Origin of the sequence: Paracoccus benzoatiresistens (genome assembly GCF_026913015.1) — a bacterium.
Classification (GTDB): domain Bacteria; phylum Pseudomonadota; class Alphaproteobacteria; order Rhodobacterales; family Rhodobacteraceae; genus Paracoccus; species Paracoccus benzoatiresistens.
On the sequence record NZ_JAPTYD010000002.1, the window covers coordinates 78,427 to 101,333 of the forward strand.

The following is a 22,907-nucleotide window of genomic DNA, read 5'->3' on the forward strand; positions in this document are numbered from 1 at the left end:
GTCAGCCCCTAAACCCGGCGCGGCACATTTACCGGACAGGCAGACATGGCACGCGGCACGACGATCCTTCCCGACCGGCCCACCAGCAGGCGCGTGGGCGCCCTTCGCGCGTTGTGGCCCTTTGTCCGGCCCTATCGGGTGCAGGTCGCGCTGGCGCTGCTGGCCCTGGCCGGGACCAGCGCCATCAGCCTGATCCTGCCGCTGGCCGCGCGCCGCGTGGTGGACAACTTCGACGACGGCGCGGGGCTGCTGGACGAATATTTCGGCGCGGCCCTGATCATCGTGGCCCTGCTGGCCCTTGGCACCGCTGCGCGGTATTTCTTCGTCACCCGGCTGGGCGAACGCGTGGTGGCTGACATCCGCAAGGCAGTCTTCGCCCGCGTCGTCACCCTGTCGCCCGCCTTCTTCGAGCGCGTGATGACCGGGGAAATCCTGTCCCGCATCACCACCGACACCACGCTGATCCAGTCGGTGATCGGGTCCTCGCTGTCTATCGCGCTGCGCAACATGCTGATCCTGGCGGGGGGCATGGCGATGCTGGCCTTCACCTCGCTGAAGCTGATGGGGCTGGTCCTGCTGATCGTGCCCGCGATCCTGGTGCCGATCATCGTGCTGGGCCGCCGCTTGCGCGGGTTGTCCCGCGCCAACCAGGACTGGATCGCGGCGTCTTCCGGCGCGGCGTCGGAAACGCTGCTGGCCGCGCAGACGGTGCAGGCCTACACGCATGAAGGGCGCAGCATCGCCCGCTTCGACGAGGTGACGGAACGATCCTTCGGCGTGGCGCTGTCGCGCATCCGCACCCGGGCGCTGATGACGGCCATCGTGATCTTCCTGATCTTTGCCGGCGTGATCGGCGTCTTGTGGATCGGCGCGCGTGACGTTCGCACGGGCGTGATGACGGCGGGCCAGCTGGTGCAGTTCGTGATCTATGCGATCCTTGTCGCGGGTTCGACCGGCGCGCTTTCGGAAATCTGGGGCGAATTGCAGCGCGCGGCGGGGGCCACCGAACGCCTGGGCGAATTGCTGGCGGCCGAGGACGTGCTGACCGATCCTGCCAAGCCCCTGCCCCTGCCCCGGCCCGTGCGCGGCCAGATCGAACTGCAGGACGTGACGTTCCACTATCCCACACGGCCCGACGTGTCGGCGCTGGAAGGGGTCAGCCTGACCATCCGGCCGGGCGAGACGGTGGCCCTGGTCGGCCCCTCGGGGGCGGGCAAGACCACGGTGATCCAGCTGATCCAGCGCTTCTGGGATCCGGCCACGGGACGGGTGACGCTGGACGGCATCGACCTGCGCGACATGGCGCGCGCCGATTTCCGCCAGGCCATCGCCCTGGTCCCGCAGGATCCGGTGATCTTTGCCGCAACAGCCTTGGACAACATCCGCCTTGGCCGCCCCGAGGCGAGCCTCGCCGAGGTCGAGGCCGCCGCCCGCGCGGCCCATGCACATGACTTCATCGCCGCCCTGCCGCAGGGCTATGATACGCCCCTTGGGGAACGCGGGGTGATGCTGTCGGGCGGCCAGCGCCAGCGCATCGCCATTGCCCGCGCCATCCTGCGCGACGCACCCGTCCTGCTGCTGGACGAGGCGACCAGCGCGCTCGACGCCGAATCCGAATCCCTGGTGCAGGCGGCCGTGAACCGCCTTTCCGAAGGCCGCACCACCGTTGTCGTCGCCCACCGCCTGGCCACGGTGAAAAAGGCCGACCGCATCGTCGTTTTCGACAAGGGCCGCATCGTGGCTCAGGGCACGCACGACGCCCTGGTGGCCGAGGGCGGCCTTTACGCCCGGCTGGCGCGGATGCAGTTCACCGACATGCCGGTGCTGACGGAACCCGCCTGATCAGGACGACGGGTCACCGGGGGGCGGCATAGATCGCTGCCCAGAACCGCGTCTTGCCATCCGGCCCGATGGCCTGCCCGATGCCGTAATCACGGACCTGCGGGATCAGCATGTTCGCCAGATGCCCACTTGACGCGTTCCATTCAGCCAGCACGCGCTCCTGCGAGAAGGGTCCTGCCGCGATATTCTCGGCCGTGACCATCGGCGCATAGCCGGCCGCCTTGACGCGAGGACCGGGCCCCGAGGTGGAACTGCCCCGATGCGTCATCCGCCCGCGCTTGGCCATGTCGCAGGCGTGCTGCGCCGCGACCTGCGCCAGCACCGGATCGGGCTGCACGAGCGGCAGGCCGGCATTGCGGCGCATGGCATTCGTTGCCGCCGCGCCGTGGCTGTTCTGGCTGGAGCTGGTGGCCAGACAGGTGGCCGTGCCCGCTGGCATCAGTTGCATGTCATGCGGGTCATCGCCGCCGACCCTGACATCCGGTGTCGTTTGGGCGCAGCCCGCCAGAAGGGCAGAAAGCAGCGCGGCGGCAGAAAGTCCTAGGGTTTGAGTCATAGGGTTCTCACCTTTCAAACAGGTGCATCCTACGAATGAAAGCATTAATTAATTAACAATGCACGGTTGCAATGTAGTGAGCTGGCCCTGCGATCACCAGATGGAACGCTTGCCCCGACCCCGCGTTTTTCGTCAAATCATCTGGAAACGCAGCCGAAAGGACCCATGCATGGCCATCTGGGATTTTGTAAAGGACGCCGGAAAATCGGTCTTCGGCAAGGCCGAGGCCGCCGAGCCTGCCGCCCCGAAGCAGGCTCCTGCCGCGTCGGCGGCAAAGCCCGCCCAGGACGCCGAAACCACCCGCAAGGTCGCGGCGCTGAAGGCCGAACTGAAGGCGCTGAACCTGGACAAGGACGATGTCCACCTGACGCTGCGCGGCGATACCGTGAAGGTCGAAAGCAAGGGCGCCGATCGCGAGACGCTGGAAAAGCTGATCCTTGCCGTGGGCAATATCGAAGGCATCGCCAAGGTCGAGGCTGACCTGCCCGAAGATGGACCCGAGGCCGGGAAAGCCCCGGTCTTCCACACCGTCAAGAAGGGCGAGACGCTGTCAGCGATCGCCAAGGCCTATCTGGGCAATGCCAACAAATACAACGCCATCTTCGAGGCGAACCGCCCGATGCTGATGGATCCCGACAAGATCTATCCCGGCCAGACCCTGCGCATTCCGCAGGAATGACCCCCTGACGCGGCGTCCGGCCCGACCTGACGCCGCGTCCTGCCGGCCCTGTTCCACCAAGGCCCTTGCCCCCTTTCCCGCCGATAGCCCATTGTCTTCCAAACGGGATCGGGAGGGTGGTCCCTGAGGGAGGATGGATGACTCGTTTCATCAGCTATGATGACCGCAATGCGCTGGAAGCGGAGATGCCCTATGAGGCGCGCGATCTTCCGGTGACGCTTTACGGCTTTCTGGCCCGCACCGCCGGGAAGTTTCCCGACCGGCCCGCGGTCAGCTTCCAGCTTCTGTCCGGCCCCGGCACCCACGCGACGACCCTGACCTGGCAGGATCTGCTGGAACGCGTCACCGAAACCGCGAACCTGTTCCGCAAGCTGGGCGTGGGGCCGACCGACACCGTGGCCTATCTGCTGCCCAACAGCATCGAAACGCCGGTCGTCCTGCTGGCCGGCGCCACGGCGGGAATCGTCAACCCGATCAATCCGCTGCTGGACGCCCAGCAGATCGCGGGCATCCTGCGCGAAACCCGCGCCAAGGTGCTGGTGACGCTGCGCGCCTTTCCGAAGACCGACGTGGCCCAGAAGGCAGCCGAGGCCGTGGCGGATGCTCCCGACGTGACCCATGTGGTCGAGGTGGACCTGAACCGGCACCTGCGCGGGCTCAAGCGCTATCTCGTGCCGCTGATCCGCCCGCGCGTGAAACGCCGCCACAAGGCCAGGGTCCTGAACTTCGAGGCCGCGACAAGCGCGGAAAAGCACACCCGCCTGGACTTCGAGGATGTGCAGCAGGACCGGGTCGCCGCCTATTTCCACACCGGCGGCACCACCGGCACGCCCAAGGTGGCGCAGCACCGCTATTCCGGCATGATCTACAACGGCTGGCTTGGGGGCACGCTGCTGTTCCAGGAAGACGACGTGCTGATGTGCCCGCTGCCGATGTTCCACGTCTTCGCCGCCTATCCGGTGCTGATGTCCTGCATCGGATCGGGCGCCCATGTCGTCATGCCGACCCCCGCCGGATACCGGGGCGAGGGAGTCTTCGACAACTTCTGGAAGCTGGTCGAACGCTGGCAGGCGACCTTCCTGATCACCGTGCCGACGGCGATCTCGGCCCTGATGCAGAGGCCGGTCAATGCCGATGTCAGCTCACTCAAGACCGCGATCTCGGGTTCGGCCCCCCTGCCGATCGAGCTTTACAACCGCTTCAAGTCCGCCACCGGGGTCGAGATCGCCGAAGGCTATGGCCTGACCGAGGCGACCTGCCTGGTCAGTTGCAACCCCGTCAGCGGGATGAAGAAGGTCGGATCCGTGGGCATCCCCCTGCCCTATACCCAGGTGCGGATCCTGGCTTGGGACGATGCGGGCAACGTGCGCGAATGCGGCGTGGACGAGGTGGGCGAGATCTGCGTGGCCAGCCCCGGCGTCTTCCCGGGCTCGACCTATACCGAGGCCGACAAGAACCAAAGGCTGTTCGCCGAGGGCATCTATCTCCGCACGGGCGACCTGGGGCGGCTGGATCCCGACGGCTACCTGTGGATCACCGGCCGCGCCAAGGACCTGATCATCCGCGGCGGCCACAACATCGACCCCGCCGAGATCGAAGAGGCGATGCTGTCCCATCCTGCCGTGGCGTTTGCCGGCGCCATCGGCCAGCCGGACAGCTTCGCGGGCGAATTGCCCTGCGTCTATGTCGAACTGGTCTCCGGCGCCTCGGTGACCGAGGCCGAGCTTCGGGCCCATGCCAAGGCCCATATCCGCGAACGCGCCGCCATCCCCAAGCATATCGAGGTCCTGCCCGAGCTGCCCAAGACCGCCGTGGGCAAGATCTTCAAGCCCGACCTGCGCCGCCTGGCCATCAAGCGCGTCTATGACGCGGCGCTGCAGGGCACCGGCGCCAGCGTGGCCGAGGTCGTCGAGGACAAGAAGCGCGGACTGGTGGCGCGACTCGCGCGCGGCGCCAAGATGGATGAAGCGGCGGTGGCAGCCAAGCTGGGCGAGTTCACGCGGCCGTGGGAGTGGGGATAGACATTACAACACCTGTGGTTGTGCGCCCTCTGCCGAGGGGCTATCAAAGCCCTAATATCAGCAGCCCACCCGCGAGAAGCATGACAAAACCTACTGCCCCGATGCCTGACAAAGGCTGGTCGAGAGAACTGGTCATGCTCGAAAACGCCATCGTCGCTCCGCCGATGGTGTCACGACCACGAACCCCCAGCGGCGTCTGGTGCAACGGTGATATCGCCGAGGCGGCAATGTGGCGTCATGACGACCGGATGTCCCTTGCGCTTACCGAAAAACCCGAGCCGGTGGACACGCTAAAAGGCCGTTATCTATTCGGGGGAATGTTCTACAAGCATTTTGGGCATTTCATTACTGAAGCGATCGGACGGCTGTGGGCAAACGACAACAGCTATGATGGCATCTTAATGACGCCAAAGCATGCTAACCTAATCAAGTTCAAGCGATGGCAGCGAGAGCTTTTGAAAATCCTTGGTGTCGAGAGAGTGCCCCTGCTGGTTGCACAGCCTACCATGGTGGAAAAGCTAACCGTTCCAGGGCAAGGTTTCGGTCTGGGATCGATATCTGAAGGCACGCCCGAATTTAAGAAACTGATCCGCGACACTATTGGCCGCTTGCCTGCCAATGGGCCAGAGAAGATCTATATTTCGCGAACAAAGTACTTTGCCCAAGGCGGCGTTCTGGCGGAGTCTGTTCTGGAGCAAAATCTTCTGAAATCCGGCTATCATCCAATTTATGCGGAAAAGCTTGGTTGGTTGGAACAGATTGCCATTTATCGTTCCGCCAAAAAAATCGTCAGCTTGGATAGTTCCGCCCTGCACATGGTAGGCCTTGCGGGTAATCCAGGCATCGATATTGCGGTTGTGGTTAGGCGCAACAATTTTGAATGGGACTGCATGCGCAGGCAGTTGGAAAGCTTCATTGGGAAGCCCCCTGTCATCATCAACAGTCTAGTGGCAGAACATCTTGTGACAGGAAAGAAATCTAACCACCAAAGCTGGGGCGTAGTTGACTTTGCCGAGCTTAGGGATCGGCTGGCCGAAACCGGTTTCATCGCAGCCGATGCCCCTTGGGATCAACCTACTCCTGATCTCCTGATCCAGGAGGCCGCCGAGGCGCAGCGCCGCGACGAGAGACCGCTCGTTTATACCCCTGTCATCTCTAGGGTGAGCGGATGGCAACCTGCATGAAAATCGTGGGGATCTGCCGATTTTCGATGATTGGCCAAGGCGACTGGAAGGCATATCGGAATCTTGAGGCACAAGATCTTGAAAAGATCTATATCGAAAAAGAACGCGAGCTGTTCACCGAAAGCCGCATGGAGACACGTTTTCGCACATTCGAAAAGCTAACGCTTGCCTCACTACAGGCCCAGACTGATCAGGATTTCTTGTTCGTCGTCGTATCCTCCAGCCGGATGCCTAGTATTTATCGCTCGCGGCTTGAAAAACTGTGCGCCGCCTACCCTAATGTCTTGCTGCGCTTTGTCGCGCCAATGCATATCGTGGATGCTCAAAAGGACATTCTGGCCGAGCTTGGCTTGAGACAACAGGACTGCCTGCAATTCAGACTTGACGATGACGATGCCTTGTCAAAGCGCTTTGTAGAGCGGCTGCGAATGCATGGGCAAGCCTTATGGGAGCAATACCCAGTCTTTGCCATCAGCTTTCCCAACTTGATCTATTCGGTCATTGATGGAGAAACGAAAGGCCTTTACCGCTGGTTCAACCCATTCTTGGGTATTGGTCTTGCCGTACGCAATCCGAAACGCTCAGTTTATGGCTATGCGCACTACAAGATTCCACAGGCTGTCATTGGTCTAACCGATCCGTCGATATGCAGCCTGGTGACCCATCATGGAATGAACGACACCCCCAGGCATCGCAAGGAGATACTGAGGAAGCGTGGAATGGTCAGGTCATCTTTAGATGAATTGCAGAGGCTAATTAACCAGAACTTCGATTTCCTGTCTGCCGAAGGGCGATCTTTGGCAGGGCTGGTCGAATAGCAGCGCTCTTGTCGATCTGCAGACCGGAAACCCCAACATCATGTACCAAGGACAGATCTGCACCTGTACCTGCACAATCCGAACAGGCAATTCAAGGTAACGCGCCTGTGTCTTGGGCGATGCCCCTGATTCGGGTCACGCTGAACCATCGCAACAGGAGACAGGAGCCCCCATGACCCGACTTTCCCTTGCCACCCTCACCGCCTGCCTGCTCGCCGCCCCGGTCCTGGCCTCTCAAGGACCGACCGCGCCGGATACGACCGCAGGCCCGACCTCCACGCTGATCGTGGCAAATTGCCCCGGCAAGCCGCCGGTGAATGCCTGAAGGATGCGCAACGCCTTTGGGCGTTGCGTGTTCTGGCCGCGAACATAGGGGGGCGTCCAGCCCCCCTTGACCGGCTTACCGCGCAAACTTCTTGTACTTCACCCGCTTGGGCTCGATGCTGTCAGGCCCAAGCCTGCGCACCTTGTCCTGCTCGTAGGCCTCGAAGTTCCCCTCGAACCACTCCACATGCGCATCCCCCTCGAAGGCCAGGATATGCGTGCAGAGCCGGTCCAGGAAGAAGCGGTCGTGGCTGATGATCACCGCGCAGCCGGCGAAATCCTCCAGCGCGGCTTCCAGCGCCTGCAGCGTTTCCACGTCCAGGTCGTTGGTCGGTTCGTCCAGCAGCAGCACGTTGCCGCCCGACTTCAGCAGCTTGGCCATGTGGACGCGGTTGCGTTCGCCGCCTGACAGCTGGCCCACCTTCTTCTGCTGGTCGCCGCCCTTGAAGTTGAAGGCGCTGCAATAGGCGCGGCTGTTCATCTGCGCGTCGCCCAGGACGATCTGCTCGGCGCCGCCCGAAATCTCCTCCCAGACGGTTTTCTGCGCGTCCAGGGCATCGCGCGACTGGTCCACGTAGGACAGATGCACCGTGTCGCCATAGGCGATCTCGCCCGCGTCGGGTTTTTCCTGGCCGGTCAGCATGCGGAACAGGGTGGACTTGCCCGCGCCGTTGGGGCCGATCACGCCGACGATGCCGCCGGGCGGCAGGGCGAAATCCAGATCCTCGATCAGAAGCTTGTCGCCCATGGCCTTCTTCAGGCCCGTCACCTCGATCACGCGGTTGCCCAAGCGTTCCCCGTTCGGGATGATGATCTGGGCGCGCGACAGCTTTTCGCGCTCGGACTGGCTGGCCAATTCGTTATAGGCGTTGATCCGGGCCTTCTGCTTGGCCTGGCGGGCCTTGGCGCCGGCGCGGATCCATTCAAGCTCGCGTTCCAGCGTCTTCTGCTTGGACTTGTCCTCGCGCGATTCCTGTTCCAGCCGCTTGGCCTTCTGTTCCAGCCAGGCGGAATAGTTGCCTTCGTAGGGAATGCCGCGGCCGCGATCCAGTTCCAGGATCCAGCTGGTGATGTCGTCCAGGAAATAGCGGTCGTGGGTCACGATCAGGATCGTGCCCTTGTATTCGATCAGGTGCTTTTGCAGCCAGGCGATGGTTTCCGCGTCCAGATGGTTGGTCGGTTCGTCCAGCAGCAGCATGTCGGGCGCCTCAAGCAGCAGCTTGCACAGTGCCACGCGCCGGCGTTCCCCGCCCGAGAGGTTGTTCACGTCGGCATCGTCGGGCGGGCAGCGCAGCGCCTCCATCGCGACGTCCACCTGGCTGTCCAGATCCCAGAGGTTCTCGGCGTCGATCTCGTCCTGGAGCTTCGCCATCTCCTCGGCCGTCTCGTCCGAGTAGTTCATGGCCAGCTCGTTGTAGCGCTCCAGCTTGGCCTGCTTGGCCTTCACGCCCTCCATGACGTTGCCGCGCACGTTCAGCGCCGGATCAAGTTCCGGTTCCTGCGGCAGATAGCCCACGGTCGCCCCCTTGGCGGCCCAGGCCTCGCCCGAGAAATCCTTGTCCCAGCCGGCCATGAGGCGCAGCAGGGTGGATTTACCGGCGCCGTTGACGCCGACCACGCCGATCTTCACGCCCGGCAGGAAGTTCAGGCGGATGTTTTCGAAGACCTTCTTGCCGCCGGGATAGGTCTTGGACACGCCGTCCATGTGGTAGACGAACTGATAGGACGCCATCGGAATCTCCTGCCATAGCTTTGCGGCTATGTAGGCGAAAGCGCGGGCCGGGAAAAGGTCAGCGCGTCTCGGCCAGGAAATCGGCGCCGAGATGGGCTTCTAGGAAGGCCAGTTGCGGGGCCATGCGGTCCGTCAGGGCGGCGACAGCCTGGGCCGGGGGCTGCACCGGGTTGCGGTTGGCAAAGACCTTGTCGGTGATATGGGCGTAAAGATAGGGGCCGATGCCCAGATAGGCCTCGACCGCGTCCATCACCGCCTGCGGATCGCGACTGACGCGGCCGAAGGGCAGGACCAGCATGTCAGGGTATCGCGCCTGCCAGCGCGGCAGATAGCTGGCATAGTCGCCGCGGTCATGCAGGACGGGGTTTTCGATCTCGGCCATCCAGTCGGCCAGCGTCGCGGGGCGGCGGCCTTCGCGTGCCAGGTTCATGCGCAGCTGCGACACGGCGCGATCGACCGGATGGCGGATCAGGTAGATGACCTTGGCCCTGGGCAGGAAGTTCGCAACGTAATCCACGCCCTCGTCCGGCAGGGTCGAGTATTCGGGCGTGAAGTCCATCGGCATGGCGACGCCTGGCGCGGGTGCGAAGACGCGCTTGTACCATTGGTTGTGGAACATCTTGCCGCGCGTGAGCGCCTGCAGATAGGTCTCCAGCTCCGGCGGGACAGGGATGCCGCGCTTCGCATGGCGGTCGCGGATTTCCTGCGGCTTCTGGCGATAGTGCCAGCCGATCCACTTTCGATGTTCCGGAATGAACAGGTGGTTGAAGTACTGCACCTCCTTGAACGGAGGGATCCAGATCTGCGGGTGCTGGCCCAGCATCTGCGCCAGCCAGCTTGTGCCCGCCTTCTGCGCGCCGATGCACAGCGCGCCGGGCTTGCGGGGCTGACCCGCAGGGTCCATGACCGCGCCCAGGCTGCTCAACGCAGAGTCACCACGTTGCTTTGCGAATGGTTGGAATAGGTGGGCCAGTCGGGCTGGTAATCCTCGGCCTGGTTGCCCCAGACGGTCCAGCCCTTGCGCGGTCCGCGCGCGAACATCTCCAGCCGGGGACCCCAGGAACAAGCCTCGATCAGGGGGTATTGCTCGTCCGGCTTGCGGCTGTGTTCGCGTTTCCGGGTGGCGATGACGTTTTCCTGGCTGCGGCCCGCGCCCAGCGTGCGCACGTCCTTGCCGCGCACACCGAACAGCAGGATCTCGGTCACGTTGCGGAAATAGAACCCCACCCCACGCCGGTCGGGGCCGCCGTCCTTGCGGGTCTTGTACCAGATCAGGTTCGACTTGTAGCTGAAGCCCCAGCGTTCCATCACCCTCAGCCCCTCGGGGAGAAGGGCGTTCGGCACCCACAGGTAGAGATGCGAGCGGGCGTCGGCAATGGTCGCGACAGGCAGGTCGCAGATCTCGTCCAGCGTCATCGTCGGATAGCGCGACAGGCGCTTGTGTTCAGGCGCCATCTTGCCGGTGCGGTTCTGGAACTGCCAGGGCGGGTCGGCCAGGATGGTGCCGAACCTGACCGCGCCTGCGGTGGCCAGAAGATCGTCGGACGCGCTTGTCAAACCGCTCTCCGGTAATGGGTTTCGCAATCCCGAACACCATTAAAGGACAGCCCGCCCCGCCGCCACCTTCAATCCGGGGGAAGCCTGCGCCGTTGGCTTACAAACGCCCCCAAAGGTCGTATTCGCCCGCCTCATCGACGGTGACGGTGACGATGTCGCCGGGCTTCAGGGCCTCGAAGCCTTCGTCGATGAACAGGTTGCCGTCGATCTCCGGCGCGTCGGCCTTGGTGCGGCAGGTCGCGCCCTCGTCGTCCACGCTGTCCACGATGACCTCGATCCGGGTGCCGACCTTGGCTGCCAGCTTGGCCTCGGAAATGGCCTGGGCTTTTTCCATGAAGCGGTCGAACCGCTCCTGCTTGACTTCGGCGGGGACGTGGTCGGGCAGGTCATTGGCCCGCGCGCCCTTGACGTTCTCGTACTGGAAGGCGCCGACGCGATCCAGTTGCGCCTCGTCCAGCCAGTCCAGCAGGGTCTGGAACTCGGCCTCGGTTTCGCCGGGGTAGCCCACGATGAAGGTGGACCGCAGGGTGATCTCGGGGCAGATCGCGCGCCATGCCGCGATCTCGTCCAGCGTCTTCGCCGCCGCCGCCGGGCGGGCCATGCGGCGCAGAACGTCCGGATGGGCATGCTGGAAGGGGATGTCCAGATAGGGCAGCACCAGTCCTTCCGCCATCAGCGGGATCAGGTCGCGCACATGGGGATAGGGGTAAACGTAATGCAGCCGCACCCATGCCCCCAGGGAGCCCAAGTCGCGCGCCAGATCGGTGATATGCGCACGGTGGCCGCGCTCGGTCTCGAACTTGCGGTCAAGGCCATAGGCACTGGTATCCTGGCTGATGACCAGCAATTCCCGGACGCCTGCCTGCACCAGCTTCTCGGCCTCTCGCACCACTGCATGGGCGGGGCGGCTGACCAGCTTGCCGCGCATGTCGGGGATGATGCAGAACTTGCACTTGTGATTGCAGCCTTCCGAAATCTTCAGATAGCTGTAATGGCGCGGCGTCAGGCTGACGCCGGATGCGGGCAGCAGGTCGATGAAGGGATCAGGCTGCGGCGGCACGGCGGCGTGGACGGCGTCCAGCACCGCCTCGTATTGATGCGGGCCGGTGACGGCCAGAACCTTGGGATGCGCGCCGGTGATGTATTCGGGCTCCGCCCCCAGGCAGCCCGTGACCAGGACCTTGCCGTTCTCGCGCAGCGCCTCGCCGATGGCATCCAGCGACTCGGCCTTGGCGCTGTCCAGGAAGCCGCAGGTGTTCACGATCACTGCGTCCGCACCCTTGTAGTCGGCGCTGATCGCATAGCCCTCGGCCCGCAGGCGGGTCAGGATGCGTTCGCTGTCCACAAGCGCCTTGGGGCAGCCAAGGCTGACCATGCCGATGGTCGGCTGGCCTTCGCGGCGTTCGCCGGGCTGTTCGGCGGGAATGCGGGCGCGCGCCAGGTCGGGGCGCAGATCGGGCGGGTTCATGTGCATCCGCCGCAAATAGGTGATTCGGCGGCGCCGGAAAAGGGGAAGTCGCGGCCAAGTCTTCGCCGGATCGTGATTTCCCGTCGGATCGCCGATCGGCAAGATGGCGGCATGAGCCAAATTCGCCTGATCCTGACCCTTCTTCTGTCCCTGGCCGTCCTGCCCGCCACAGGCCATGCCGAGATCGTCGAGCGCGGCCGCTTCATCGACGTGGACAATCACAAGGGCGGCAATGTGCTGGAAACCGTGCAACTGCGCGAAAGGCTGGCGCGGTCGGGCAAGACGGTGCGGATCCGCGGCTATTGCCGGTCGGCCTGCACCATCCTGACAACGCTGCCGAATGCCTGCCTGGGGGCAAAATCGCGCATCGGCTTTCATGCGCCCCGTATCCCGAACACCCAGATCATCCCGCCGCTGGTGGATCAGATCATGGGCAACTTTTATCGTGGCGGCATCCGTGACCGCTGGTTCGGCGGCTGGAACCGCTCGATGGAGATGCAGGTCATCACCGCCCAGCAATATGTCCGGCTGGACCCGCAGACCAAGATCTGCAGGGGCAAGCAGCTTGGCTCACTCGCGCAGCCGCCAGCCGGTCGCGAAGATCCAGCGGATCGCCACGCAGCACGCCGCGATCATCAGGCTGACCGCCACCAGGGACACGCCGACCGGCACGTCCGCTAGGCCGAAGAACGACCAGCGAAAGCCCGACACCAGGTAGAGCACCGGGTTCAGCTTGGCGACGCCTTCCCAGAATGGCGGCAGCATGTCCGACGAATAGAACGCGCCGCCCAGAAACACCAAGGGCGTGATGACCATCATCGGCACGACCTGCAACTGCTCGAAGCTCTTCGCCCATAACCCGATGATGAAGCCCAGCAGGCTGAAGCCCGTGGCCGTCAGGATCAGGAAGGCCAGCATCCAGAACGGATGCAGGATATGGACGCCCACGAAGAAGAACGAGGTCAGCAGGATCACCAGGGCGATCAGCACGGCCTTCATGGCGGCGGCGCCCACAAAGCCCAGCGTGACCTCGATCCAGCCCACGGGGGATACAAGGTATTCATAGATCGTGCCGCTGAACTTGGGGAAATAGATCCCGAAGCTGGCGTTGCTGACCGATTGCTGCAAAATCGTCAGCATCATCAGGCCGGGCACGATGAAGGCGCCGTATTCCACGCCCTCGACCGACTGGATGCGCCCGCCGATGGCCGCGCCGAAGACCACGAAGTAAAGCACCGTCGAGATGACCGGCGAAAGCAGCGACTGCATGACGGTGCGGAAGAACCGCGTCATCTCGTGATGAAAGATCGCCCAGATGCCGGGCCAGTTGATCGCGCTCATGCCGTCACCTCCTGACGCGGCTCGGACACCAGCGTCATGAACACTTCCTCAAGGCTGGACTGCCGGGTGGACACGTCCCGCACCTTGATCCCCTGCCCCGCCAGATCGCCCAGCAGATGGGCGATGCCGGTGCGTTCCGCACGCGTGTCGTATTCATAGGTCAGCGCCCGGCCATCCGGCGACAGGCGCAGGCCGCGGCCCAGCAGGTCGTCGGGGATCGCCGACAAGGGCGCGGTCAGTTCGACGGTCAGGGTCTTCTTGCCGAACTCGCCCATCAGCTCGGAGGTGGGCTTGACCAGCAGCAGCTGGCCCTTGTTGATGACGCCGACGCGGTCGGCCATCTCCTCGGCCTCCTCCAGGTAATGGGTGGTCAGGATGATGGTCACGCCGTCGCGGCGCAACTGGTCCACGACCTCCCACATTTCGCGCCGCAGGGCCACGTCCACGCCGGCGGTCGGCTCGTCCAGGAACAGCACCTTGGGCCGGTGCGCCAGCGCCTTGGCGATCAGCACGCGCCGTTTCATCCCGCCCGAGAGTTCGCGCGTCGCGGCATCGCGCTTGTCCCACAGGGCCAGGCTGCGCAGGACCTTCTCGATATAGGCGTCGTCGTGGCCCTCGCCGTAAAGGCCGCGGGTGAAGCGGACGCAGTTGATGACCTTCTCGAAGGGCTCCAGCGCGATTTCCTGCGGCACAAGGCCGATCAGCTTGCGCGCCGCGCGCCAGTCGGTGCGGATGTCATGGCCGCCGACGCGGACCGTGCCCCCGGTCGGCACCACCAGCCCGCAGATGATCGAGATCAGCGTGGTCTTGCCCGCGCCGTTCGGGCCAAGCAGGGCGATGATCTCGCCTTCCTCGATGGACAGGCTGACATCGCTCAGCGCGCGGGTGCCGCTGCCGTATTGCTTGGACAGGTTCTCGATCTGGATGATCGCGGTCATCGTGTCGTCCTTTCACTCGTCCTCGGGGTGATAGGGCCGGGCGTGGCGCGCATCGGCCAGGGCACTGACCCACCATTCCAGCCGGTGCGCAAAGACAGCCATCGCCGCCTCGGCCGCCGCCGCGTCACCGGGGTCGGTGATATGGCCCTTCTCGTCGAACTTCCGCCAGGGCGAGGCGAAGCTGACCGTATCGCGCAGCGTGACGGTATGCAGCTCCGCCAGGATGATCCGCAACGCCTCCAGCGCGCGCAGGCCGCCCGAGATGCCGCCATAGCCGATCAGCCCCACCGGCCGGGCCCACCATTCGGCGATGACATAGTCGATCAGCGTCTTCAAATGGCCCGGCTCGGCATGGTTGTATTCAGGCGTCACGATGACAAAGCCATCGAGATCCGCCATCCGTTCGCGCAGCCGGGCGATCGCGGCCGCGTCGCCGATCTGCACCGGCAGCAGGTCCGGGTCGGCCGGGTCGATGGTACGCGTGGCAAAGCCGTGAAATTCCAGCTGGCGGATCACCCAGAAGGCCACCCGGTCGTTGATCCGCCCTTCCCGGATCGATCCCAGGATCACCCCGATGCACTTGCGTTCCGCCATTGCCTGTTCCTTGCGACTTCTTGTTCGGGTGAACGTCAAACCCGATCCCGACGGCAGGACAAGGCATAAGTGTCAGACAGCGCGATAGCTGTCCTGACGCTGCCGATCAACAAGGCGATTCAGGGGGCCGGGGTTCCCCGGCCCGCTATCCCGGCCCTATCCCCGCGCGGCCAGCAGGCTTTCGTCCAGGATGTCCAGCGCCTCCTCGAAGATGCCGTCGGGGATGGTCAGGGGGGCCAGGAAGCGGATCACGTTGCCATAGACACCGCAGGTCAGCAGGATCAGGCCGCGCTTCAGCGCTTCCTCGCGGACGCGGTTGGTGAAGTCGGGATTGGGGCTGTCGCTGCCGGGCAGGTTGAATTCGACCGCGTTCATGAAGCCGGGGCCGCGGATGTCGGCGATCTGCGGGATGTGGTCGCGCGCGGCGGCCAGTCGCTGCTTCAGCCGCTGGCCCAGGCGGGTGGCGCGGTCGCAAAGCCCCTCCTCCTCGATCACGTCCAGCACTGCATGGGCGGCGGCGATGCCCAGGGGATTGCCGGCATAGGTGCCGCCAAGGCCGCCAGGGTTGGGGCTGTCCATCACCTCGGCCCGGCCCGTCACCGCGCTGATCGGCAACCCCCCGCCAAGCCCCTTGGCCATCGTGACCAAGTCGGCAGCGACGCCGTGATGCTCCATCGCGAACAGCTTGCCGGTGCGGGCAAAGCCGGTCTGCACCTCGTCCGCGATCAAGAGCATCCCGTGGTGGTCGCAGAGCGCGCGCAGTTCCGCCATGAAGCCGGGCGGCACCTCGTAGAACCCACCCTCGCCCTGCACGGGTTCCACGATGATGGCGGCGACGCGGGCGGGTTCCAGGTCGGCCTTGAAAAGCTGCTGCAGGGCCTTCAGCGCGTCCTCCTTGGAAACGCCATGCAGGGAATTCGGGAAGGGCAGATGCCAGACATCGGGCATCATCGGCCCGAAGCCCGCCTTGTAGGGCGCGACCTTGCCGGTCAGCGCCATGCCCATGAAGGTCCGCCCGTGAAAGCCGCCCGCAAAGCTGACGATGCCGGGGCGGCCGGTATAGTGGCGGGCGATCTTGACGGCATTCTCGACCGCCTCGGCCCCCGTCGTGGCAAAGATCGTCTTTTTCTCGAAATCGCCGGGCACCAGACGGTTCAGACGCTCGGCCAGGGCGACATAGTTTTCATAGGGCACGACCTGATGGCAGGTATGGGTGAAGCGGTCCAGCTGCGCCTTGACGGCCTCGACGACCTTCGGGTGGCGATGGCCGGTGTTCACGACCGCGATGCCCGCCGCAAAGTCGATGTATCGGTTGCCGTCCTTGTCCCAGATCTCGGCGTTTTCGGCCCGGTCGGCATAGATCTGCGTCGCCATGCCGACGCCCCGGGAAATGGCGGCGTTCTTGCGGTCGGTCATGCTGGTCATCGGAATCCCTCCCCATGGATTTTGCGGGATGCTAGCGCAGCCGCAGGGCGCCGAACAGGCCCGCCCTTGCGCCGCCCGCCCCGCCGCGCGATGCTGTCCCGGTAGCAGGAGGATACCATGCCCGTCAGCCGCAGCCTTGCCCTTGCCATCGTCGCCGCTCTTGCCGCCTGCCAGGACGCGGGCAAGCGGTCGGCCTCGATGCTGCGGCCGGGCGACAACTTCACCGTGGCCCGCATCGACGGCGCCCCCGCCCCCGCCGGCGTCACGCTGGAGGTGGGCGAGGGCGGCCGCGTCACCGGCCGCGCGCCCTGCAACCGCTACAGCGGCCAGTTGACCGAAAGCGGCGGCGCCATGGCGATCAGCGGCACCGTGATGACCCGCATGGCCTGCGCGGAAGCGGACCGCAACCTGGCCGAGACACGCTTCGGCAATGCCCTGGGCAGCATCACCGCCGCGCGCCGCACCGGCGACGGCATCGCGCTGGTCGATCCCGAGGGAAAAGAGCGCATCGGCCTGGTCCCGGCGGGCGAAAGCTGATCCGGTGTTCCCGATCCGCGACCACAACCCGTCGCAGCAAAGGCCTTGGGTCACCTATGCGCTGGTCGTCCTCAACGTGGCGATGTTCCTGCTGACCCTGCCGGTCATGCAGGGCGGCGAATGGCTGTGGACGCGGCTGGCGCTTTATCCGCTGGCGGTGACGCATGGGGAACTGATGTGGGGCCTTCTGACCCACATGTTCCTGCATGGCGGCATCATGCATCTTGTCGGCAACATGCTGTTCCTGTGGATCTTTGGCGACAACCTCGAGGAACAGCTGGGCCGGCTGGGGTTCCTGGCCTTCTACCTGACCGCCGGTTTCGTGGCCGCCGCCGCCCAGATCGCGACCGAGCCGCTCTCGCCCATCCCCATGGTCGGCGCGTCCGGTGCCATCGCCGGGGTCATGGGCGGCTATCTGCTGCTGTTTCCGCGCGCGCGGGTCGATATCATCGCGATCTTCATCATCTTCTTCAAGATCTTCACCCTGCCCGCCTGGATCGTGCTGGGCGTCTGGCTGGCGATCCAGTTCCTTGGCGGCTACATGACGCCGGGCGAGGGGGGCGGCGTCGCCTACTGGGCCCATGCCGGCGGCTTCCTGGCCGGCGTGGTGCTGGCCCTGCCGCGTTTCCTGCGGCTTGGCGGACCGGACTTCTGGGCGCGCACCCACGGCCACCCGCCCCATCCCGAGGCGATCTATGCACCCTCGCGCATTCCGCGGGTGGGGCGCTAGGGCCTGATCCCGACGCTCATGTGCCGCTTGCGGCCAAAGCCGGGGCGGCGTTCCACCTGGAAGCCCGCATCGGCCAGGGCGCGCCGCACTGCGCCTGCCGCCGTATAGGTGGCAAAGGTGCCGCCCGGCGCGGTGCGGCGACCGACCTGGGCCATGATCCCCGGGGCCCACATCCCGGGGTTCTTGGCGGGGGAAAAGCCGTCCAGAAACCAGGCATCGGCCCGGCCCTGCCAGGCGGGCAAGGTCTGCGCCACATCGCCGATCACCAGGCGCAACTCGACAGGACCGACCTGGATCACGTCGCGGCCCCAGCCTGCCCGCAATTGCGCCGACAAGGCCGCCAGTTCCGGGAAAGCCGCATGGGCCTGCTCAAGCTGCGGCAGGCTCATCGGCCAGGCCTCGAAGCTGGTCATGGTGACGGGCACCGCCGCGACCTGCGCCAGGGCCAGGCAGTTCAGCCCGGTGCCGAACCCCAGTTCCGCGACATGGAAACCCGGCCGCAACCGCAAGGGCAGGTCGTTTCCATCCAGGAAGACATGCCGCGTTTCCGCCAGGCCACCCGCAAGGCTGAAATACGGATCGTCGAAGCGCGTGGATACCGGCACGCCGCCGTCCCTCCAGTCAAGCTGCGGGTGGCGGGCGGGGTCGTGATCGGGTAACGCGCTCATGGCCGCAGCTAGAGGAAGGGCCCGGGCTTTGACAAGCGTCACGATCATCGGCGGCGGCATCTTCGGCCTGGCCTGCGCGTGGGAAATGACCCGGCGCGGCGCCCCTGTCCGCCTGTTCGAGGCCCGACGGATCGGCGCCGGTTCCTCGGGCGGCCACGTCGGCGCGCTCGCCCCGCATGCGCCCGAGAACTGGAATCCGAAAAAGGCGTTCCAGCTGGACAGCCTGCTGATGGCGCCTGCCTTCTGGGCAGGGGTCGAGGCCGCGTCCGGCCTGCCCACCGGCTACGCACGCACAGGCCGGTTGCAACCCGTGGCCGATGCGGCCGCCGCCGAACGCCTGCAGGACCGCATCGCCGCCGCGGCCGACCGCTGGCCCGGGGATTGCGCGATGCGCCTGACCGGCGCCCCGGCGGGCGGGCTGGTGCCCGACAGCCGCTCGGGCTTGTGGGTTTTCGACGGACTGACGGCCCGGCTGAACCCCCGCGCTGCCGGTGCCGCGCTGGCCACCGCCACCCGCAGCCGGGGCGGAGAGATCATCGAGGGACAGCAGCCCGCCACCCCCACCGGCCCGATCCTCTGGGCCACCGGCACGGCGGGACTGGCGGATCTGTCGCGCGACCTGGGCCGCCCCATCGGCAAGGGTGTCAAGGGCCAGTCGGCCCTGCTGCGCCATGCCGCCCCCGATGCCCCGCAGGTCTTTGCCGATGGCTTGCACATCGTGCCCCATGCGGATGGCACGGTCGCTATCGGCTCGACCTCGGAAAACGACTACGACCACCTGGATACCGACGACCAGATCGACGCCCTGATCGCCAGGGCACGGTCCATCTGCCCGCAACTGCGCGACGCGCCCGTGATCGACCGCTGGGCAGGCGAGCGCCCGCGCGCCCGGACCCGTGCCCCGATCCTGGGGCGCTGGCCCGGCCGCCCGGGCCATTACGTCGCCAATGGCGGCTTCAAGATCGGCTTCGGCATGGCGCCCGGGATCGCGCAGGTGATCGCCGACCTGATCCTCGACGGCCAGGATGCCATCCCGGACGGCTTCCGCCTGTAATCTGCTTTGGACTCCAAATATCCTCTGGGGGTCCGGGGGGCGAAGCGCCCCCGGCTTCCGCCTGCCGTCAGGCAGGCAGCGGCGATACCCCGATCACCAGCGGATGCAGGTGCAACAGCGCCGCCCAGGCCAGAACCGCCAGGACAAGCCGCCGCCATGTCACCCGGAACGCCTTCGGCAGGCCGGACCGCAGCAGGCCCGACAGCGCAAAGGCCAGCATCCCGCCAAACAGGATCGCATGGGACAGATCGCCATTGGCGACCAGATGCGCCCCCGCCCACAGGGCGAAGGCCGCGACCAGCCCCGACATGCCGCGTGCCAGCGCGGCGACCAGGACCGCCGCCGGCATGGCGACATTCACCAGCCAGCGGCTCCAGCCGGGCTGGTCCCACAAGGGCACATGGGGCGCGCGTCCAGCGGCCAGGATCAGCCAATACAAGAGCCCGATCGACAGCAGGCTGAAGGCGGCAAGGTAACCGCGCCGCCCCAGGCGCCCGATCAGCCAACCACGCGGGCCGGGCAGCGCCGGAATCATGTGCGCGCCCAGAAAACAGGCCCAAGCGGCCCCATATTCGCCCCATCCGCTCATGACGCCCATCTAGCCGCTTGCAGAGGGCAGCGCCAGCGGGTGAGACTGCGTCAAAGAGGACCAGACATGACAACCCGCCTAGACCACGCCTTCCAGGCCATCGACGCCGCCAATGCCCTTGATCCGAACCTCGATGACGGCAAGCCCGCCAACCTGCTCTACGGGCAGAGGATGACGGAACAACAGCAGCACCTGTTTCCCCAAGCCTCGGACGCGCTGCGCATCGCCTGCCGCGGCCAGCATATCGAGCGCTGGCTCCTGCCGCGCGACGCCTATCCGATGGACCGGGCGGGCTATCTGCAATGGCGCCAAGAACAGGGCCGCCGCCATGCCGACCGCATCGCGGGCATCATGGCCGACGCGGGCTATCCCGAGGACGACATCGCCCAGGCCCGCAAGATGCTGACCAAGCAGGGCCTGAAGCGCGACCCCGAGGTGCAGGCGCTGGAGGACGTGATCTGCTTCACCTTCATCCGCTGGTATCTGGGCGATTTCATGGCGGCCATCCCCGATGAGAAGATGGACCGCATCATCCACAAGACCGCCAGCAAGATGTCTGCCGAAGGTCGCGAGCGCGCATTGCAGGAGTTTCCCATGCCCGAAGCCTTCGCACAGCACTTTCGCAGCTGATGCGCCCCATGGTTTCCAGGGCCGTCATCGTTTCCCATGGCCAGCCCGGCGATCCGGGCCCGCAACAGCAGGCGATCGAGGCTCTGGCCGCCCGTGTCGCCGCCGAAGGCCCCGGCTGCCCTGTCGCGGGCGCGACGCTGGCCATGCCGGGCGCGCTGGCCGCAGTGGCGGATGACGACAGCCTGATCTATCCGATGTTCATGGCCGAGGGCTGGTTCACCCGCACCGAACTGCCCCGGCGGCTGGCCGGGGCCGGTGCGGGCAAGGCAAGGGTGCTGCGCCCCTTCGGCACCGATCCTGCCCTGCCCGGCCTGATCGTCGCCCAGGCCCATGCCGCGGCGGCGGCGGAAGGCTGGGCCCCGCAGGACAGCACGCTGCTGCTGAGCGCGCATGGATCGCAGCGGTCGCAGGCCTCCTTCACGATCACCACGGCCCTTGCCGAAAGTATCGCCCCGCATTTCGCCCGTGTCGTCACCGGCTTTGTCGAACAGGAACCCTTCATCACTGACGCCGCGCAGGGGCTGACCCGCGCGGTCAGCCTGCCCTTCTTCGCGCTGCGGGCCGAGCATGTCCTGGACGACCTGCCCGAGGCCCTGGATCAGGCAGGCTTCACCGGACCGCGCCTCGACCCGATCGGCCTTGCGCCCGAGGTGCCGGCGCTGATCGCCGCCAGCATCCGCGCGGCGCTATAGGTCCTTGGCATAATAGGCGTAGCCCGCGACCTCGACGAAGCCCAGCCGGTCATAGGTTGCCCGCGCGCCGGCATTGGCGCGGCTGACCGCCAGGCCGATCCGCGTGGCGCCCTGTTCCGCCGCCCAGACCGCGACCTGCCGCATCATCCAGCCGGCCAGGCCGCGGCGGCGGAACTGCGGCAGGACCTCGACGGCATGGACCATGGCCACGTCGCCACACAACGCGGCGAAGCCCGCCCCCGCCGCGCGGTCATCGATGCGCCCCAGGATCGCGGTCCTGGGGCCCGTCACCCGCTCCATCACCGCCTGCCGGGCCGGAGTGATGTTGCCTGCAGCCCAAAGATCGCGCTGTATCGCGAGCGGCGGCCAGATCGCGAAGGTGGTCAAGGGCGGGATGTCCCGGTCCGCCAGCGCGGAAACCGGCGCCGCCATGATCGCGGTGGGAGTGTCGTGCCGGTAACCGGCTGCAAGCAGCGCCTGGACCAGGGCGGTATCGCCGTCCGGCGCGCGAAACATCGGCTGCTGGCCCCAGCCCCGGTGAATCGCCTCGGCTGCCGCGATGTCGGCCACGGTCCAGATCCCGACCGGGCGGGCCGAACTGACCCGCCCGCCTGCGCCAAGCCCCCGGCCCACGCGAAAACCACCGGCATCGGCGTATTCGGCGGCAGGCCAGGTTTCCTCGAAGGCGCGGGCCAGGGCGGCATCCATTACAGCGACAGCCGTTCTTTCAGCACCGCCATCGCCTCGGACACGCGGGCGGCATCAAGGCCGCGCACCACAAGGTTCGTGCCCCAGCCGGTCGGGTCCTGGAAGGGATAGGACCCCAGCGACAGGTCGGGATATTCGCCCGCCACGGCCTTCAACCCCTCGGCCACGTCGCTTTCGCCGCGCCGCACCTCGACGCTTTCGGACCGGACGGGGCGGCCGCCCGGCAGATGCGGGATCAGCCAGTCGACCATGCCGCGGAAGACCTCGGGGACGCCCGCCATCACATGGGTGTTGCCGATGGAAAAGCCGGGGGCGCCCGATACCGCATTGTGGATCAGCGTCGCGCCCACCGGGACGCGGGCCATGCGCAGGCGGTTCTCGGTCAGCTCGGTTCCCATGCGGTCGCAGCGGGCCTGCAGGATGGCGCGCGCCTCGGGATGGATCTCGACCGTGGTGCCATGGGCATCGGCCACGGCATCGGCGGTGATGTCGTCATGCGTGGGCCCGATGCCACCGCTGGTGAACAAGAGGTCGTAGGCGCCGCCCAGGCTGCGGTCCAGGGCGCGGATCGCAGCCACGATCTGGCCGTGGTCGTCCGACACGACGCGCATCTCGCGCAGGTCGAAGCCGGTTGCGGACAGGACCTGCGCCAGGTGATGCGCGTTGCCCTCGCGGGTGCGGCCGGACAGGATCTCGTCCCCGATCACCAGGATCGCTGCCGTCGGATTGTCGGATTGCATTGCCCTGCCCCCTGAAACCTTTGCGTTCCCGGTTCTATGCCCACGCGCGGGGCTGGAACAAGGGGGCGTCCGGGGCTATC

At 65.9% G+C, this 22,907-nt stretch carries 25 protein-coding genes; 12 read left to right on the forward strand and 13 right to left on the reverse strand.

Going from position 1 to position 22,907, the window contains the following annotated elements; genetic code table 11:
* Positions 1 to 45: 45 nt before the first annotated feature.
* On the forward strand, positions 46 to 1,842 hold the full coding sequence (locus OU682_RS02400) for an ABC transporter transmembrane domain-containing protein (protein ID WP_268940468.1): 1,797 nt from the start codon (positions 46 to 48) through the stop codon (positions 1,840 to 1,842).
* Between the two features lie 13 nt (positions 1,843 to 1,855).
* On the opposite strand, the gene OU682_RS02405 is transcribed toward OU682_RS02400, so the two are convergent.
* A complete protein-coding gene (locus OU682_RS02405) occupies positions 1,856 to 2,398 on the reverse strand; it encodes a CAP domain-containing protein (RefSeq protein WP_268940469.1) in 543 nt (180 codons plus the stop codon).
* 169 nt (positions 2,399 to 2,567) lie between these two features.
* On the opposite strand from OU682_RS02405, the gene lysM reads away from it, so the two are divergent.
* The 5 genes from lysM to OU682_RS02430 all read left to right on the forward strand — a co-directional run bounded on the left by lysM (position 2,568) and on the right by OU682_RS02430 (position 7,425).
* Positions 2,568 to 3,077, forward strand: coding sequence for a peptidoglycan-binding protein LysM (gene lysM / locus OU682_RS02410; protein ID WP_268940470.1), 510 nt, complete (start codon positions 2,568 to 2,570; stop codon positions 3,075 to 3,077).
* A 137-nt stretch (positions 3,078 to 3,214) separates the two neighbouring features.
* Positions 3,215 to 5,098, forward strand: coding sequence for an acyl-CoA synthetase (locus OU682_RS02415; RefSeq protein WP_268940471.1), 1,884 nt, complete (start codon positions 3,215 to 3,217; stop codon positions 5,096 to 5,098).
* 134 nt (positions 5,099 to 5,232) lie between these two features.
* Complete coding sequence (locus OU682_RS02420; protein ID WP_268940472.1) at positions 5,233 to 6,282, forward strand: glycosyltransferase family 61 protein; 1,050 nt, start codon at positions 5,233 to 5,235, stop codon at positions 6,280 to 6,282.
* Positions 6,279 to 7,100, forward strand: a complete 822-nt coding sequence (locus OU682_RS02425; RefSeq protein ID WP_268940473.1) for a glycosyltransferase — start codon at positions 6,279 to 6,281, stop codon at positions 7,098 to 7,100. Before OU682_RS02420 ends, OU682_RS02425 begins: the two co-directional genes overlap by 4 nt.
* 172 nt (positions 7,101 to 7,272) lie before the next feature.
* Positions 7,273 to 7,425: a hypothetical protein gene (locus tag OU682_RS02430; protein WP_268940474.1), complete on the forward strand. Its 153-nt coding sequence runs from the start codon at positions 7,273 to 7,275 to the stop codon at positions 7,423 to 7,425.
* A 75-nt stretch (positions 7,426 to 7,500) separates the two neighbouring features.
* On the opposite strand, the gene ettA is transcribed toward OU682_RS02430, so the two are convergent.
* The 4 genes from ettA to rimO form a co-directional block, all read right to left on the reverse strand.
* Positions 7,501 to 9,156, reverse strand: coding sequence for an energy-dependent translational throttle protein EttA (gene ettA / locus OU682_RS02435; protein WP_268940475.1), 1,656 nt, complete (start codon positions 9,154 to 9,156; stop codon positions 7,501 to 7,503).
* 58 nt (positions 9,157 to 9,214) lie between these two features.
* A complete protein-coding gene (locus OU682_RS02440; protein WP_268940476.1) occupies positions 9,215 to 10,081 on the reverse strand; it encodes a sulfotransferase family protein in 867 nt (288 codons plus the stop codon).
* Entirely contained in the window at positions 10,078 to 10,713 is a 636-nt protein-coding gene (locus tag OU682_RS02445) for an MT-A70 family methyltransferase (RefSeq protein WP_268940477.1), read from the reverse strand. Before OU682_RS02445 ends, OU682_RS02440 begins: the two co-directional genes overlap by 4 nt.
* A gap of 97 nt (positions 10,714 to 10,810) precedes the next feature.
* A complete protein-coding gene (gene rimO, locus OU682_RS02450) occupies positions 10,811 to 12,187 on the reverse strand; it encodes a 30S ribosomal protein S12 methylthiotransferase RimO (RefSeq protein WP_268940663.1) in 1,377 nt (458 codons plus the stop codon).
* A gap of 105 nt (positions 12,188 to 12,292) precedes the next feature.
* Between rimO and OU682_RS02455 the strand changes: the two genes are divergently transcribed.
* Complete coding sequence (locus OU682_RS02455) at positions 12,293 to 12,862, forward strand: hypothetical protein (RefSeq protein WP_268940478.1); 570 nt, start codon at positions 12,293 to 12,295, stop codon at positions 12,860 to 12,862.
* Here the strand turns inward: OU682_RS02455 and OU682_RS02460 are convergent.
* The 4 genes from OU682_RS02460 to OU682_RS02475 form a co-directional block, all read right to left on the reverse strand.
* Positions 12,752 to 13,513, reverse strand: coding sequence for an ABC transporter permease (locus tag OU682_RS02460; RefSeq protein WP_371832196.1), 762 nt, complete (start codon positions 13,511 to 13,513; stop codon positions 12,752 to 12,754). The genes OU682_RS02455 and OU682_RS02460 overlap by 111 nt on opposite strands.
* 5 nt (positions 13,514 to 13,518) lie before the next feature.
* On the reverse strand, positions 13,519 to 14,460 hold the full coding sequence (locus OU682_RS02465; protein WP_268940480.1) for an ABC transporter ATP-binding protein: 942 nt from the start codon (positions 14,458 to 14,460) through the stop codon (positions 13,519 to 13,521).
* Between the two features lie 12 nt (positions 14,461 to 14,472).
* Positions 14,473 to 15,054 carry an NADPH-dependent FMN reductase gene (locus OU682_RS02470; RefSeq protein ID WP_268940481.1) on the reverse strand — a complete coding sequence of 194 codons (582 nt, stop codon included), beginning with the start codon at positions 15,052 to 15,054 and terminating at the stop codon, positions 14,473 to 14,475.
* 156 nt (positions 15,055 to 15,210) lie between these two features.
* Positions 15,211 to 16,479 (reverse strand): 4-aminobutyrate--2-oxoglutarate transaminase, encoded by a 1,269-nt coding sequence (locus OU682_RS02475; RefSeq protein WP_268940482.1) that lies wholly within the window; start codon positions 16,477 to 16,479, stop codon positions 15,211 to 15,213.
* Positions 16,480 to 16,596: 117 nt separating this feature from the next.
* Here OU682_RS02475 and OU682_RS02480 point away from each other — a divergent pair, with 117 nt between their 5' ends.
* Both OU682_RS02480 and OU682_RS02485 read left to right on the forward strand, forming a co-directional pair.
* Complete coding sequence (locus tag OU682_RS02480; RefSeq protein ID WP_268940483.1) at positions 16,597 to 17,016, forward strand: META domain-containing protein; 420 nt, start codon at positions 16,597 to 16,599, stop codon at positions 17,014 to 17,016.
* A gap of 4 nt (positions 17,017 to 17,020) precedes the next feature.
* A complete protein-coding gene (locus tag OU682_RS02485) occupies positions 17,021 to 17,746 on the forward strand; it encodes a rhomboid family intramembrane serine protease (protein WP_268940484.1) in 726 nt (241 codons plus the stop codon).
* Here the strand turns inward: OU682_RS02485 and mnmC2 are convergent.
* On the reverse strand, positions 17,743 to 18,414 hold the full coding sequence (mnmC2, locus tag OU682_RS02490) for a tRNA (5-methylaminomethyl-2-thiouridine)(34)-methyltransferase MnmC2 (RefSeq protein WP_268940485.1): 672 nt from the start codon (positions 18,412 to 18,414) through the stop codon (positions 17,743 to 17,745). The two genes, OU682_RS02485 and mnmC2, sit on opposite strands and share 4 nt — an antisense overlap.
* On the opposite strand from mnmC2, the gene OU682_RS02495 reads away from it, so the two are divergent.
* A complete protein-coding gene (locus OU682_RS02495; protein WP_268940486.1) occupies positions 18,413 to 19,468 on the forward strand; it encodes an NAD(P)/FAD-dependent oxidoreductase in 1,056 nt (351 codons plus the stop codon). The genes mnmC2 and OU682_RS02495 overlap by 2 nt on opposite strands.
* A gap of 67 nt (positions 19,469 to 19,535) precedes the next feature.
* On the opposite strand, the gene OU682_RS02500 is transcribed toward OU682_RS02495, so the two are convergent.
* Positions 19,536 to 20,066, reverse strand: coding sequence for an NnrU family protein (locus OU682_RS02500; protein WP_329609768.1), 531 nt, complete (start codon positions 20,064 to 20,066; stop codon positions 19,536 to 19,538).
* 57 nt (positions 20,067 to 20,123) lie between these two features.
* Here OU682_RS02500 and OU682_RS02505 point away from each other — a divergent pair, with 57 nt between their 5' ends.
* A complete protein-coding gene (locus tag OU682_RS02505) occupies positions 20,124 to 20,687 on the forward strand; it encodes a DUF4202 domain-containing protein (RefSeq protein ID WP_268940487.1) in 564 nt (187 codons plus the stop codon).
* An 8-nt stretch (positions 20,688 to 20,695) separates the two neighbouring features.
* Complete coding sequence (locus OU682_RS02510) at positions 20,696 to 21,379, forward strand: CbiX/SirB N-terminal domain-containing protein (protein WP_268940488.1); 684 nt, start codon at positions 20,696 to 20,698, stop codon at positions 21,377 to 21,379.
* On the opposite strand, the gene OU682_RS02515 is transcribed toward OU682_RS02510, so the two are convergent.
* The gene (locus OU682_RS02515) at positions 21,374 to 22,087 is read right to left on the reverse strand and encodes a GNAT family N-acetyltransferase (protein WP_268940489.1); all 714 of its coding nucleotides are present in this window, start codon (positions 22,085 to 22,087) and stop codon (positions 21,374 to 21,376) included. The genes OU682_RS02510 and OU682_RS02515 overlap by 6 nt on opposite strands.
* Positions 22,087 to 22,827: a competence/damage-inducible protein A gene (locus OU682_RS02520; protein ID WP_268940490.1), complete on the reverse strand. Its 741-nt coding sequence runs from the start codon at positions 22,825 to 22,827 to the stop codon at positions 22,087 to 22,089. Before OU682_RS02520 ends, OU682_RS02515 begins: the two co-directional genes overlap by 1 nt.
* Between the last annotated feature and the right edge of the window lie 80 nt (positions 22,828 to 22,907).

Bases quoted from the DNA above. Each gene is read 5' to 3' on its own strand.
- ettA (WP_268940475.1), bottom strand. From the start codon at position 9,156: ATGGCGTCCTATCAGTTCGTCTACCACATGGACGGCGTGTCCAAGACC.
- OU682_RS02415 (WP_268940471.1), top strand. From the start codon at position 3,215: ATGACTCGTTTCATCAGCTATGATGACCGCAATGCGCTGGAAGCGGAG.
- OU682_RS02505 (WP_268940487.1), top strand. From the start codon at position 20,124: ATGACAACCCGCCTAGACCACGCCTTCCAGGCCATCGACGCCGCCAAT.
- OU682_RS02425 (WP_268940473.1), top strand. From the start codon at position 6,279: ATGAAAATCGTGGGGATCTGCCGATTTTCGATGATTGGCCAAGGCGAC.
- OU682_RS02515 (WP_268940489.1), bottom strand. From the start codon at position 22,087: ATGGATGCCGCCCTGGCCCGCGCCTTCGAGGAAACCTGGCCTGCCGCC.
- OU682_RS02400 (WP_268940468.1), top strand. From the start codon at position 46: ATGGCACGCGGCACGACGATCCTTCCCGACCGGCCCACCAGCAGGCGC.
- OU682_RS02420 (WP_268940472.1), top strand. From the start codon at position 5,233: ATGCTCGAAAACGCCATCGTCGCTCCGCCGATGGTGTCACGACCACGA.
- rimO (WP_268940663.1), bottom strand. From the start codon at position 12,187: ATGCACATGAACCCGCCCGATCTGCGCCCCGACCTGGCGCGCGCCCGC.
- OU682_RS02500 (WP_329609768.1), bottom strand. From the start codon at position 20,066: ATGGGCGTCATGAGCGGATGGGGCGAATATGGGGCCGCTTGGGCCTGT.
- OU682_RS02455 (WP_268940478.1), top strand. From the start codon at position 12,293: ATGAGCCAAATTCGCCTGATCCTGACCCTTCTTCTGTCCCTGGCCGTC.
- OU682_RS02405 (WP_268940469.1), bottom strand. From the start codon at position 2,398: ATGACTCAAACCCTAGGACTTTCTGCCGCCGCGCTGCTTTCTGCCCTT.
- lysM (WP_268940470.1), top strand. From the start codon at position 2,568: ATGGCCATCTGGGATTTTGTAAAGGACGCCGGAAAATCGGTCTTCGGC.
- OU682_RS02430 (WP_268940474.1), top strand. From the start codon at position 7,273: ATGACCCGACTTTCCCTTGCCACCCTCACCGCCTGCCTGCTCGCCGCC.
- OU682_RS02495 (WP_268940486.1), top strand. From the start codon at position 18,413: ATGGCCGCAGCTAGAGGAAGGGCCCGGGCTTTGACAAGCGTCACGATC.
- OU682_RS02520 (WP_268940490.1), bottom strand. From the start codon at position 22,827: ATGCAATCCGACAATCCGACGGCAGCGATCCTGGTGATCGGGGACGAG.
- OU682_RS02465 (WP_268940480.1), bottom strand. From the start codon at position 14,460: ATGACCGCGATCATCCAGATCGAGAACCTGTCCAAGCAATACGGCAGC.
- OU682_RS02510 (WP_268940488.1), top strand. From the start codon at position 20,696: ATGGTTTCCAGGGCCGTCATCGTTTCCCATGGCCAGCCCGGCGATCCG.
- OU682_RS02470 (WP_268940481.1), bottom strand. From the start codon at position 15,054: ATGGCGGAACGCAAGTGCATCGGGGTGATCCTGGGATCGATCCGGGAA.
- mnmC2 (WP_268940485.1), bottom strand. From the start codon at position 18,414: ATGAGCGCGTTACCCGATCACGACCCCGCCCGCCACCCGCAGCTTGAC.
- OU682_RS02475 (WP_268940482.1), bottom strand. From the start codon at position 16,479: ATGACCAGCATGACCGACCGCAAGAACGCCGCCATTTCCCGGGGCGTC.
- OU682_RS02480 (WP_268940483.1), top strand. From the start codon at position 16,597: ATGCCCGTCAGCCGCAGCCTTGCCCTTGCCATCGTCGCCGCTCTTGCC.